The 12,827-nt window shown below is 41.7% G+C and carries 11 protein-coding genes; 1 reads left to right on the top strand and 10 read right to left on the bottom strand.

The features are described from left to right. Positions 1 to 45: 45 nt before the first annotated feature. The 7 genes from G7058_RS08400 to pth form a co-directional block, all read right to left on the bottom strand. On the bottom strand, positions 46 to 546 hold the full coding sequence (locus G7058_RS08400; protein WP_166063107.1) for a S1 domain-containing RNA-binding protein: 501 nt from the start codon (positions 544 to 546) through the stop codon (positions 46 to 48). A 72-nt stretch (positions 547 to 618) separates the two neighbouring features. Then, the gene (locus G7058_RS08395) at positions 619 to 1,047 is read right to left on the bottom strand and encodes an FtsB family cell division protein (RefSeq protein ID WP_166063106.1); all 429 of its coding nucleotides are present in this window, start codon (positions 1,045 to 1,047) and stop codon (positions 619 to 621) included. 98 nt (positions 1,048 to 1,145) lie between these two features. Then, a complete protein-coding gene (locus tag G7058_RS08390) occupies positions 1,146 to 1,412 on the bottom strand; it encodes an RNA-binding S4 domain-containing protein (RefSeq protein WP_166063105.1) in 267 nt (88 codons plus the stop codon). Further along, positions 1,399 to 2,091 carry a MazG nucleotide pyrophosphohydrolase domain-containing protein gene (locus tag G7058_RS08385; protein WP_166063104.1) on the bottom strand — a complete coding sequence of 231 codons (693 nt, stop codon included), beginning with the start codon at positions 2,089 to 2,091 and terminating at the stop codon, positions 1,399 to 1,401. Before G7058_RS08385 ends, G7058_RS08390 begins: the two co-directional genes overlap by 14 nt. 12 nt (positions 2,092 to 2,103) lie before the next feature. Next, positions 2,104 to 3,687: a putative polysaccharide biosynthesis protein gene (locus tag G7058_RS08380; protein ID WP_166063103.1), complete on the bottom strand. Its 1,584-nt coding sequence runs from the start codon at positions 3,685 to 3,687 to the stop codon at positions 2,104 to 2,106. Then, entirely contained in the window at positions 3,677 to 7,204 is a 3,528-nt protein-coding gene (gene mfd / locus G7058_RS08375) for a transcription-repair coupling factor (protein ID WP_166063102.1), read from the bottom strand. Before mfd ends, G7058_RS08380 begins: the two co-directional genes overlap by 11 nt. Before the next feature lie 46 nt (positions 7,205 to 7,250). Then, on the bottom strand, positions 7,251 to 7,820 hold the full coding sequence (gene pth / locus G7058_RS08370; protein WP_166063101.1) for an aminoacyl-tRNA hydrolase: 570 nt from the start codon (positions 7,818 to 7,820) through the stop codon (positions 7,251 to 7,253). A 182-nt stretch (positions 7,821 to 8,002) separates the two neighbouring features. On the opposite strand from pth, the gene G7058_RS08365 reads away from it, so the two are divergent. Beyond that, the gene (locus G7058_RS08365) at positions 8,003 to 8,977 is read left to right on the top strand and encodes an L-lactate dehydrogenase (RefSeq protein ID WP_166063100.1); all 975 of its coding nucleotides are present in this window, start codon (positions 8,003 to 8,005) and stop codon (positions 8,975 to 8,977) included. Positions 8,978 to 9,217: 240 nt separating this feature from the next. Here the strand turns inward: G7058_RS08365 and G7058_RS08360 are convergent, their stop codons facing one another. From G7058_RS08360 to purR, 3 genes are all read right to left on the bottom strand, one after another. After that, positions 9,218 to 10,201 (bottom strand): ribose-phosphate diphosphokinase, encoded by a 984-nt coding sequence (locus G7058_RS08360; RefSeq protein WP_166063099.1) that lies wholly within the window; start codon positions 10,199 to 10,201, stop codon positions 9,218 to 9,220. Between the two features lie 91 nt (positions 10,202 to 10,292). Then, positions 10,293 to 11,669 (bottom strand): bifunctional UDP-N-acetylglucosamine diphosphorylase/glucosamine-1-phosphate N-acetyltransferase GlmU, encoded by a 1,377-nt coding sequence (gene glmU, locus G7058_RS08355; protein WP_166063098.1) that lies wholly within the window; start codon positions 11,667 to 11,669, stop codon positions 10,293 to 10,295. Between the two features lie 233 nt (positions 11,670 to 11,902). Then, on the bottom strand, positions 11,903 to 12,715 hold the full coding sequence (purR, locus tag G7058_RS08350; RefSeq protein WP_166063097.1) for a pur operon repressor: 813 nt from the start codon (positions 12,713 to 12,715) through the stop codon (positions 11,903 to 11,905). Positions 12,716 to 12,827 lie beyond the last annotated feature (112 nt).

Raw genomic sequence — 12,827 nt, 5'->3', positions numbered from 1 at the left:
AACAAATAGGCTTTCACCCTCGTTCATCCTCTTGTTACAGACTTATTAGTTGCGTCTACCGCCGCGGCCGCCACGTTTTCCTTCTGTGTTACGTTTTAATGACGTCAAGCGATCATCGCTATCTTTCAAAAATGCACTCATTAAAGAATCGAAGCTGTTATCTTTCTTGTTGTCTCTTCCTTGTGGTGCACGGTCACGGGAATCTCTTGCCTTGTTATATGAAGGACGGTCTTCTCTTGGTTTATTATAAGATGATGTGCTTCGTGGAGCTGGCTTATGTTCACGTTGAGGTTGGGAACCTTCGTCTGAATTCTCTTGCGCCTTGCGAATTGACAATCCAATTTTCCCATCTGCTGCAATGGTCATAACTTTAACCTTTGCTTCGTCCCCAACACTTAGGACATCATTAATATCCTTAATATAGCTATCGGAAATTTCACTGATATGGACAAGTCCAGTCTTTCTATCTCCTAAATCGATAAATGCTCCAAAATTTGTGATACCAGTTACTTTTCCAGATACAATCGTACCAACCTCAATTGACATAAAAAAAGTGTTCCTCCTTAGATTTTGTATGCTTATTATAGCATGTAAATTCCTTTAATAGTAGGTACGAAATCAATTTTCGCCCTCGATTTGACTTGCTGCCTTGCTTTGATTATCTTCAGGCAAGCTAAAAATAATCTCTTTATCTTTACTAAAGTAGTACCGACTACGTGCCAACTTTGCCACATATTCGTCATCCTGCAAGAGACCGACTTGAACATTCAGGCGCTGGTTTTCTTTTTCCAGTTCCTTCTTCTCAGCCTTCGCTTCGGCAATTTGCACATCAACTTGATTAATTTGATGTACATTACTGACCACATTGTACCCAAGTGGTAAGAGGATACCAGCAGCAATAATCGCTAAAGCCGTCTTACGTCTTCTTGCATTTCTATTTAATAAAGTGAGTTGTTGTTTTTCTAATGTTTTTTCATGCGTATAGTTGTTATTTATTTGCGTAATGTTTTGTTGTTTCGGGTCGTTTTTTCTCCGATTCCGCAGCATGGTATATTCCCTCCAAGCAGACCGTATACTGTTATTAGTATAGAAGAAATCTTACCGAATGTCACGCTTCTTTATGCAATTTTTTTATACAACATTATTTATTCAATTGTATCCACCATTGTTTCTTTCAAAATGGTATACATTTCCTGTGCTTCGTCCTTTTTAGTCGTATCGACAATCTTGTCGATTCTCAGTTCCAATGTCTTATTGCCGAACTGAATTGTCATTTCATCACCGACTTTTACATCTGTGCTGGACTTCGCTTGTTTGCCATTAATAGCAATACGTCCTTTGTCACTGACCTCTTTGGCAATCGTACGACGTTTGATAATACGAGATACTTTCAAAAATTTATCGAGTCTCATCGTTATTCTCCTTTTCCTTCTTTTTAATAGCTTGCCACATGGCATCAATATCTTCAATTGTTTCAACCGGATACCCATCAAATACATGCGGATGGCGTCTGCGCAACTTCCGATTCAAAGCTTCCAGAATATCTTCAAGGCTGAAGGTCCCTTCTTGCTCGGCATGACCCGCATGGTAAATGACTTGAAGTAAGATGTCGCCTAACTCTTCAATCAAATTATCCTCGTCATTATTGGCAATTGCTTCAAAAACCTCTTCGCTCTCTTCTTTCAAATAAGGCAAAAGACTTTCATGTGTTTGCTCTTGCACCCAAATATCACCGGCTTGAATCGCATCCATGTAATATTGGGTTGTCGCAAAGCTCTTTGTCCGCTCATCAAGCGGAAGCGGCGGAACGTAAAGAATAAGCTTCGCATCGGTAATCGGATATTGATCTATCTCATAAAGCGGTAGATGCGCGATTTGTTGCGTATCTCCAATCATCACGACCACAGGATGTTCGTCTGGATATTTCTCCATTAAAGCAAGTTTTACGTCACTTGCTATAAAGGTATCTGCAATCTTAGTAACAAGCAAATGGCTACCTAAGTCCAACCGATTTGAATCCAGATTAATTCCACTGATTATTTGAAGCCCTTCTGTTGGTTCAATGCCAAATATGCGAATCAGTTCATCCATACAAAAACTCCTTTAGCGCTTCATTTTTTTCATTAGTTTTTTCCCAAGTGGAATTGAAACCCACTCGCGGTTCGTAATCAGCTTGACGCGAATCACATATAGTAAAAATACAAAGACACCAACCACAACGGTTAAGAGTGCAACGAGGGTCGCGTTGGTTCTGCCTGGTTGGAAGAACAACCACAGAATCCGTTTGGTCAGAAAGGCACTAATAAACAAGAGAACAGCTCCCGCCCCTAATTTAACCAAGAAAGCATCCCGGTTCCACACATTACGTAGTGACAATGGCAGCTGCTTGTGTAAGAAAACAACCATCGTTACCAAACCTGTTACGGTGGCAAGGCTAGCGCCCCACGTATCCCATTGTGCAATGAAAAGGGAGTTAGCAAGTAATTTTACTACTAATCCGATTGCCAGTGCAATTAACGTTAAACGAAATTGATTATAACTTTGACAAATGGAGTGGTAGGCCATCAAGATGGATGCTACGGCAATTGCCAGAATATACACTGAAAGCACACCATTTCCACTTGTATCACCAAATAACATTTCATTGACTTCAGGTAAGATAGCCAACAATCCCGCTACTGCTGCAAATGAAAAGACAGCGGTCATACGGATAAGTGACTTGGCAGCGCGATGGAAGGCATCTAATTGTTTAGATGCATAAGCCCTGCTCATCAAGGGAATAAATCCAACCGAGAATCCGGTCCCTACAACCATCCCCAATTGAACAAGGGGCTGACCGCGATCGTAAATCCCCTTCAATGACTTAGCAACATCTGCTGCAATCCCGTTTTCCAATAAGCCTTTATAAAGTGTAAACGAATCAACCAGTTGAAAAAGGACGAGCAGTGATGTTAGCAGACAAATAGTCAGTCCTTCCGTCAAATAAAGAGCGGCCAATTTCTTAAAAGACACTACCGGAGATGCGTCTGTTTCTTCTAGCGGCATTTCTTTTTGTTTATATGAGAAAAAATAAACGAGTAAGACTACTGTCGCTGCAGCTGCTCCCCAACTCGCCCCGCTCATCGCTTGGGCGCCCATGCGATACAAATCATCGCCGCCTTTTGTGAATATCCACGCTGCGAAGATAATAATGCCGACGCGAATGAGTTGTTCCAAAACTTGAGAGAGTGCCGTTGGTTTCATCCGGTACGTTCCTTGGAAGTATCCCCGTAACGTTGCTAAAACAGGCGTAAAAAGGAATAACCATGCGACGGATTGAATAATCGGTAACAGTTGCGCATCCCCCATCATTTTCGCGATGGTTCCAGCAAAGCCATATACCCCTGCGAAAAGGAAGACAGAGAAGAGCGTTAGAATCAGTAAACTGTTTCGCATCAAGCGACTGTGTTCTTTTTGAGAACCGGCCTGGGCGATTATTTTAGAAAAGAAAACAGGGAAACCGGATAAAGCAAAGGTCATGCCAATCCCATATAAAGGGTAAACTTGTTGATAGACGTACAATCCGGTGTTCCCCACCATATTTTGAAAGGGTACGCGATAAACAGCACTGAGCACTTTCGCGATTAATGCGGCCACCGAAAGTAAAACCGCACCATTCATCATGGTTTTAAGTTGTTCATTTTTCATCTGCAGTTACCTTCTCATCTTCACAGGCGGAAAGGAAAATCTTAATGTGATCCATCCAGGCCTGCGTTTCCGTTTTCCCGATTTGCAATGAAACGGCCAACTTGCCATTTTTCATATTTACTTGCGCACGCAATGGGATGCTGCTCAACGCTTCGAAGACGGCCGCGCCTTGCAGACGGTTCGTTCCTTCTGGGTTAAACGTAACTATAACCGTATCGCCTTGACGCTTAATCGCTTCTGCTTGAGCCAGTTCAGCCACGTGTTTAATGAGACCGACTTGCGTCAACTGCGTTACTTCTTCCGGAATCACACCAAAACGATCTTCGAAATCATCCAGAATATCAAATGCATTTTCTTCACTCGAAATTTTTTGAATCCGTTTATAGAAATCAATCTTTTGTCTCTCATCGGAAATGTAAGCTGCCGGGATGTACGCATCCACACCTAAATCAATCTCAATGTTCACACGTTTACGTTGTGTACCAACGCCACGCTTGCGTTCAACCGCTTCACTTAGCATTTCAGAATATAAATCAAAACCGACTGAATCGATAAACCCATGTTGTTGGGCGCCCAGTAAGTTTCCGGCTCCACGAATCGCTAAATCACGCATCGCAATCTTGAATCCAGAACCCAATTCCGTAAATTCTTTAACAGCTTTCAAGCGTTTCTCACTAATTTCACTTAAGGTTTTATTAGGTTGATACATGAAATAAGCATACGCAATCCGGTTCGTACGTCCGACCCGGCCACGTAATTGATACAATTGAGAGAGTCCCATGTAATCAGAATTTTCAATAAAGAGTGTATTCGCGTTAGGGATATCTACACCCGTCTCTATGATGGTTGTTGTTACTAACACGTCATAGTTGCCTTCGACGAAATCCATCATAATATTCTCCAATTGAACTTCTGTCATTTGACCATGGGCCACGCCAACGCGGGCATCGGGTACTAACAAGCGGATTTCATCGGCTTTCCGCTCAATGGTTTCCACACGGTTATAGACGTAGAACGTTTGACCGCCACGTGCCATTTCCCGCTCGATTCCGTCCTTCACAGCACCGCTATTTTGCTCCATCACATACGTTTGGACCGGATAACGGTTAGCAGGCGGCGTCTCAATGACAGACAGGTCACGCACACCCAACATCGACATATGCAACGTTCTTGGAATCGGCGTCGCCGTTAAGGTCAACACATCAACCGAAGCCTTCAATTGTTTCAAGGATTCCTTATGTTTTACCCCAAAGCGTTGCTCTTCATCCACGACCAGTAAGCCGAGATCCAGGAACTTCACATCTTTAGAAAGTAAACGGTGGGTACCAATCACAATATCCACGCTCCCTTTACGGATTCCGTTAATGGTTTCTTCTTGTTGTTTCTTCGTTCTAAAACGACTCAACAAGCCAATCTCAAACGGCAAATCATCAAACCGCTGCATCAAGGATTCATAATGCTGTTGCGCGAGAATCGTTGTCGGTACGAGGAACGCGGCTTGCTTGCCTTCAATCACGGCTTTAAATATCGCCCGCATCGCTACTTCTGTTTTACCGTAACCAACATCCCCAACTAACAAGCGATCCATTGGTTTGATTTTTTCCATGTCTTTCTTAATTTCTTGGGCACTACGCAGTTGATCTTCTGTCTCTGTAAACGGGAAGCGGTTCTCGAATTCAACTTGATCCACCGTATCTGGCGGATACGCATATCCTCTTTCGGACTCACGCTTGGCATACAATTCAATTAAATCGTCTGCCATGTCTTCAACTTTTGCTGCTACTTTATTCTTGGTCTTCGTCCACTCTGTTCCACCCAATTTGTTTATCTTCGGTGTTTTTGATTCAGATGACACATATTTTTGAACGAGGTGTAGCTGTGTAACCGGAATAAAGAGTTTCGCGCCATCTTGGTAGACGATAGAAATGTAATCTTGATGAGCTTTGTCTACAACAATCGTTTCCATCCCAGTATATTTCCCAATACCGTGATTAACATGCACCACGTAATCGCCCGGTGATAGCTCAGTATAACTTTTCAGGCGTTCAGCGTTCGACATTTTTTGTCGACGCGGTTGTTTTTTCTTCGTTTTATTAAATAGTTCTTTTTCCGTAATAAAGACCACTTTTTCCATCGGCATCTCGAAACCGCTGGCCATACCGCCTACGACGATATTGACGTGTCCCGGCGTAACCGCATCATGGCCTTTAATAATGCTCTCGATTTGGAAATCAGCAAAGGTCTGATGAACCTTTTCCGCACGTTCACTATCTGGAACAAGGGTAAAGACTGTCATGCCTTGACGCAACCAACGCTCCATCTCAATTTTCACCATATTCATTTGACTAAAGAACTGCACAATACCGCGGTACTGTAGGTTATGAATGTCGATGAAGCGGATATTTCCCAACCCTTTTTGAAAGAGAGAATAGAATAATTTATTATGGTGGCTCTTTTTGACAATCTCTCGTACTTCAGCCATCATTTTTTGTTTTGGCAGGATGATACCATCGTATTGCTTACTCGCCTGCCAATCCGCTGCTTCCATTTCCTGGTTTTTGTCGGATTCAAGCGTTCGGCCATATTCATCCATAATCAGGAGTGCATTTCCCGGGATGTAGTCCATAATAGTCGTTTCTTCTTCAAAGAGAAGAGATGTGTACATCCGTGGATTTTCCGGCAGTTCACCAAGCTCTAACTTTTCAATAAAATCGGTGAAGTGCGTTGTCAGACGTTGCTTGACAGTTTCATCTTTGACGGATTTAATTCGCTTGTTAATAACTTTGTTTATTTCTTCGCTACGAATAGTGATGGTAGACGGCGGGAAGACGGTATCTTGCGCGGGTAATACCAGTACTTCGGTAATCGGATTTTCAAATGATTTCTGAGTGGCTGGTTCGAAGAAGGCCATCCGATCCACTTCTGCATCAAATAGCGATATACGAATCGGATTTTCTTCGTTCAGTGCGTAAATATCCACGATATCACCGCGGATACTAAATTCCCCCGGTGCAGCGACCATCGATTCACGGATGTACCCCATTGCGACTAGTTTCTCAGGTAAGCCCTCATAGTCTATTTCTTCGCCAACGGTAAAATGGAGATTATGTTGCTTCCATACTGATACCGGAGAAAGGAGCTTTTTGAATCCGGCTGTTGGGATAATGACGATTCCTTTTTGTCCGGTCGTTAGAAAATGCATGGCCTCGACACGTTGACTCCGGAATTCTGGCGAAGAAAAGGCTAATTCTACAGCCAAAGATTCTTCTACCGGAAAAAGAAAAACGGGAATGTCGTCTGAAATTTGGGTCAAATCTTCATAGATTTGGGTTGCTTGCAATAAGTTCGCTGCCCATACAACAATGGGACTCTTAATATTGCGGTAAACAATTGAAGTCAACAGGTTTCGGGATGAACTGCTAATACCCGTAACAAGTTGGTTACCTTCATAACGCGTTTGCTCAATTATCTTTTGAATGGCAGGCGACTGCTGCAGATAATTTTCTATATCTCTCATATCGGACTCCTTATTCGTGCGTAAATAGGCTCAGCCAAAGCTGAACCTATTTCTTGCGATTAAATTTATTCATCGTCTTCAAAAAGTCATCGCCTTTAATATAATCAGCGATTGCATCCACACTCTCTTTTACAGAAAAGAGTATATCTTCGTGGACTTCTTTCGGAAACGGACTGAGGACGTGCTGGACCACCGTCATGTTCGGTGCCGGTCTCCCCACCCCTATGCGAATGCGGTTAAAATCTTGTGTTCCTAAATGTTGAATCAAACTCTTAATGCCGTTATGACCACCTGCGCTGCCTTTTTGGCGCAAGCGAATACGGCCTGGCGGCATATCCATATCGTCGTAAACAACAACAATATCTTCTATTTCAATACCAAAATAATCCATCAGCGGTCGCACAGCGCGTCCGGAATCATTCATATAGGTCATCGGTTTTACAAATAATACCTTTTCCCCATTTATACGTTCCTCTGCATATAACGCATCGAATTTCGATTTATCAAATGACAGTTTGTTGTGGTATGCCCAATCATCTAATGTGATAAAGCCAATATTATGTTTTGTATCACTATATTTCGGTCCTGGATTTCCTAATCCAATGATCATTTTCATCTCTTTCACCTTTTCTCTAGAAAGTCGAAAAAGCTGGACGCAATCCGTCCAGTCATCAATTTAGTATAGCACATTCTCCAACAAAGCTAAATGAAAAAGCGCCGGACACAAATCTCAGCCCTTTTACAAATAAATGTTATAATGAAATGAGAAACGCTATTTAGTTTAATGGAGGGAATGTTATGTCGAGAGAAGATAGAAAATTTGGTCAAAAAATTATTTTAATTGGTGACGGTGCGGTTGGTTCAAGCTACGCTTTTGCTCTTGTTACACAAAACGTGGGACGTGAGTTAGGGATCATTGATATGAACGTCGCTAAAACGGAAGGTGATGCTATCGATTTATCCGATGCGTTAGCCTATACAAGTCCTAAGAAAATCTATGCGGCTACGTATGATGATTGTGGCGATGCTGATTTAGTCGTCTTAACAGCTGGTGCTGCGCAAAAGCCTGGTGAAACACGTTTAGATTTGATTAATAAAAATTTGAAAATTTTCAAGAGTATTGTTGATCAAGTGATGGCCAGTGGTTTCAACGGTATCTTCTTGGTGGCTACCAACCCTGTTGATATTTTGACGTATGCAACTTGGAAATTTTCCGGTCTGCCAGCGAGCCAAGTTATCGGATCCGGTACTTCTTTAGACAGCGCACGTTTCCGTCAAGAAATTGCGAAACTTGTAAATGTGGATGCCCGTAACGTTCACGCTTATATTTTAGGCGAGCACGGCGATACCGAATTCCCGGTATGGTCACATGCTAACGTGGGTGGTTTACAAATGTATGAATGGGTGAAACAAAATGGTACACTGGTTGATGAAGAAGCTTTAGTCGAAGCTTTCTATTCCGTCCGTGATGCGGCTTACCGTATTATCGAGAAAAAAGGTGCGACTTACTATGGTATCGCGGCTTCACTGGTGCGTATTACACGCGCTATTTTCAACGATGAGAATGCTATTCTACCGCTATCTGTTCACCTATCGGGTGAATATAAACAAAAAGATGTATTCATTGGTGTTCCCGCCGTAATTAATCGCGAAGGTGTCCGTGGTATCATCGAGATTCCATTGAACGAAGTAGAACAAAGCAGTATGCAACATTCAGCTGATACACTCCGCGGCGTTATTAAAGATTCTTTCGCAGCTTTGGAAAATGAATAAAACTTTGAGGCCAGCCGTTCAATTTTGAGCGGTTGGTTTTTAATTTGTGTGGATAAATCGATTGTCTGCACAAGTTTTAGTTTTTTGCTGAAGTTGTGCAGACTATTTACGTTTGTCTGCACAACCTGGGCCTTTTTTGAAAACTTGTGCACACTATTGTCCATTTTCTTCTCTAGTACCTGATACAAAAAACTCCCCCTGGAGCTAAAATGCTTCAGAGGGAGTTTCTTTATTTTTCTATTAATCGATTATTGTGAATTTTTCTTGGAATAATGGACTTACAGAACGGTTTTCGTGGATCCGTTTGATTGCTTCAGCAATTAATTGGGATACGGATACTTGTACAATTTTTGGACTCATTTTTTCTTCAGGCAATTGGATAGAATCTGTTACGATGACTTCCTGAATGATAGAATTTTCCAAACGTTCGATAGCTGGTCCTGAAAGAACCGCATGCGTACAGCAAGCATAGACAGCAGTCGCACCTGCATCTTGCAAAGCTTGAGCTGCCAGCGTAATTGTACCAGCTGTATCAATCATGTCGTCAATCAAGATTGCTTTCTTACCTTTTACGTCACCAATAATATTCATTACCTCAGCAACGTTTGCTTTTGGACGACGTTTGTCAATAATAGCAATTGGAGCATGGATAAATTCAGCTAGTTTACGTGCACGTGTTACCCCACCATGGTCTGGTGATACAACAACGATGTCGTTTTGTAGCATTTCGTTATCCAAGAAGTAGTTTGCCAACAATGGTGCACCCAACAAGTGGTCAACAGGAATATCAAAGAATCCTTGAATTTGTGGTGCATGAAAATCTAGTGCTAACACGCGGTCAGCTCCTGCATCTGTAATCATGTTCGCAACCAATTTAGAAGTGATTGGTTCACGTGATTGTGCTTTACGGTCTTGGCGTGCATACCCATAATATGGGATTACAACGTTAATCGTTTTTGCACTTGCACGTTTCAAAGCATCGATCATAATCAACAATTCCATCAAATGGTCGTTTACAGGGAAACTTGTTGATTGAATAATGTATACGTGTGCCCCACGAATACTTTCGTCGATATTGATTTTAATTTCGCCATCACTGAATTGTGTGGAAGACACAATTCCTAGTTCTACGCCAACCTCGGCTGCAATTTTTTCTGCCAATGGACGGTTGGAGCTCAAAGAAAAAATTTTCAATTTCGGGTCTTTGTAGTGTTCTGTAGTCATAATTTTTCCACTCACCAATCTGTTTTTTTTACGTACTTTCTATTACTTCTATTATTAAGCTTTTACTCATTTATTTCAATAAAAGAATTACTTATTTTCTTGATGGTGGTAATTTTCCCCAATAACCATCTTTATTCTCTTGGCGGCAACGTGCAATACCCATTGCTTCGTCCGGAACATTTTTTGTAATCGTTGATCCAGCTGCCAAGAAGGCATTTTTACCAACTGTTACCGGCGCAATCACGTTTACGTTACAGCCGATAAAACTGTTGTCACCGATAGTCGCACGGTGTTTCTTTTGACCGTCATAGTTTACAAATACAGTTCCGCAGCCAACATTGATGTTTTCACCCAAGTCAGCGTCACCTACGTAAGTCAAATGTCCAACTTTCGTATCATTCCCTAAACTAGAATTTTTGATTTCTACAAAGTTACCGATATGAACTTTTTCACCCACTACACTGTTAGGACGTAAGTGACTGAATGGCCCGATATTACTGTCATCAGCCATGGTAGCTTCTTCGATATTGGAACTTGTGACACGTACACGGTTGCCGATTTTTGAATCACGGATTTCAGAATTTGCTCCGATGAAGCAGTCTTCCCCAATTACAGTGTTCCCTTTCAATACAACGCCAGGCTCGACGATAGTATCTGAACCGATCACAACTGTTGATTCGATGTAAGTATTATCTGGATCTAATAATGTAACACCATTACGCATTTGTTTTTCGTTGATACGTTTCTTCATTTTCGTGCTTGCTTCCGCCAATGCAACGCGGTCGTTTACACCCAATGCTTCTGCCATATCAGCCATTTGGTATGCTGCTACGATTTCACCTTGTTTTTTCAAAATTTCAATAACGTCCGGCAGGTAATATTCACCTTGGGAGTTATCATTTTTGACAAGTGATAACACTTCAAAAAGTGCTTCGTTATCAAAAACATATGTACCTGTATTAATTTCTTGTACAGCCGCTTCTGCTTCTGATGCATCTTTTTGTTCTACAATTTTTTCTACAAAATCTTCTGTGTTACGAATAATACGTCCATAACCAAATGGATTATCCGCATGAGCAGTCAAAATGGTTGCTTTTGCAGATTCACTTTCGTGATGTTTTACTAAAGCCGCCAACGTTTCACTCGTAAGTAATGGCGTATCGCCACAGATTACAAGTGTTGTACCTGCTTTACCACCCAGTGCTTCTTGTGCTTGCAAAACCGCGTGACCTGTTCCCAATTGTTCTGCTTGCAGAACATATTCAGAACGCTCTCCGATTACTTGCTTAACAGAATCCGCACCATGTCCTACGATTGTTACGACGTGATCAAATCCAGCTTCTTCTACTTGATCAATAACGTGTTCCACCATTGCTTTACCGCAAACTTTGTGGAGTACTTTGTATAACTTACTTTTCATTCTTGTACCTTGACCGGCAGCAAGAACAACTGCAAAACGATTAGCCATTATACTATCTCCTTCGCTCTTAAATGAACTCACACAAAAATAATCGTACCCGAAAACCCTCTTTCTAGCAACTTTTGTAAGGGCTTAGATACGTATTTTTCTCTATTTTCTCATATAAATAGCTTCTCTTACAAGCAAAATTCAATAACTTGCTACAAAAAGGCAATATAGTCTGCTGGATTCTTCGGAAAAAAGAATAAGGCCGGGAGACGTTTACCCCCGACCTCTTTCATTTAATCAAAATAACTACCGGGTCCAACTGACATCGTACGATTACGCATGTCTACTTCGTTCACTCGGATAAGTGACGTGTAATCTTCTGTTTCTTTGGCCGTGTAAGCTGCTTCAGCGAAGACGGTTACGCCGGCAATTTCAGAATCGAATTCCTCGATTATGCTCTTCATACCGTTGACGGTACCGCCGCCCTTCATGAAATCATCCACGATGAGGACGCGTGAGCCACTTGGCAGACTGCGTTTGGACAGCTCCATTTTTTCTACGCGGTCGGAAGATCCAGATACATAGTTAATACTTACGGTTGAACCTTCTGTGACTTTTGAATCACGACGCACAATAACAAAAGGAACATTCAAATACGTTGCTACTGCCTGTGCAATCGGAACACCTTTCGTAGCGACAGTCATAACTGCCGTTACATTTTTTTCTTTATATTGGGAAGCAATCATTCGGCCCACATGATTTAAAACCTGTGGATCGCCCAGCAAATCCGAAAGATATACATAGCCACCAGGCAAAATGCGTTCTTTCGAATCCATCTTACGACAAATATCTTCAATAAAATGATTAGCCGCTTTTTCGTCAACAGCCGGAATGTACCTTACTCCGCCAGCAGCTCCTGGCAACGTTTCGACGATTCCAAACCCGTTGTCTTCAAAAGCGCGTTTGATGATAGTTAAATCCTCACTGATAGAAGACTTTGCTGAATCATATTTTTTAGAAAAATGAGTCAAAGAGACCAGTGTATGTGGGTGAGTCAATAAATAGTGTGTCATATCTACCAAACGGTCGCTACGTTTAATTTTCATAAGTTGGTAATCCTCCTCGATTAGTTATGCATTAGTATAACCAGAAATACTTAAAAATGAAAGCATTTTTTTCTCTATTGTTCGCGTTTAATTGGAAATATAAAGAAAAACA

Origin of the sequence: Jeotgalibaca porci (genome assembly GCF_011299095.1) — a bacterium.
GTDB lineage: Bacteria > Bacillota > Bacilli > Lactobacillales > Aerococcaceae > Jeotgalibaca > Jeotgalibaca porci.
The sequence above is the reverse complement of the archived record's forward strand: the minus strand, read 5'-3'. Positions and strand labels throughout refer to the sequence as shown.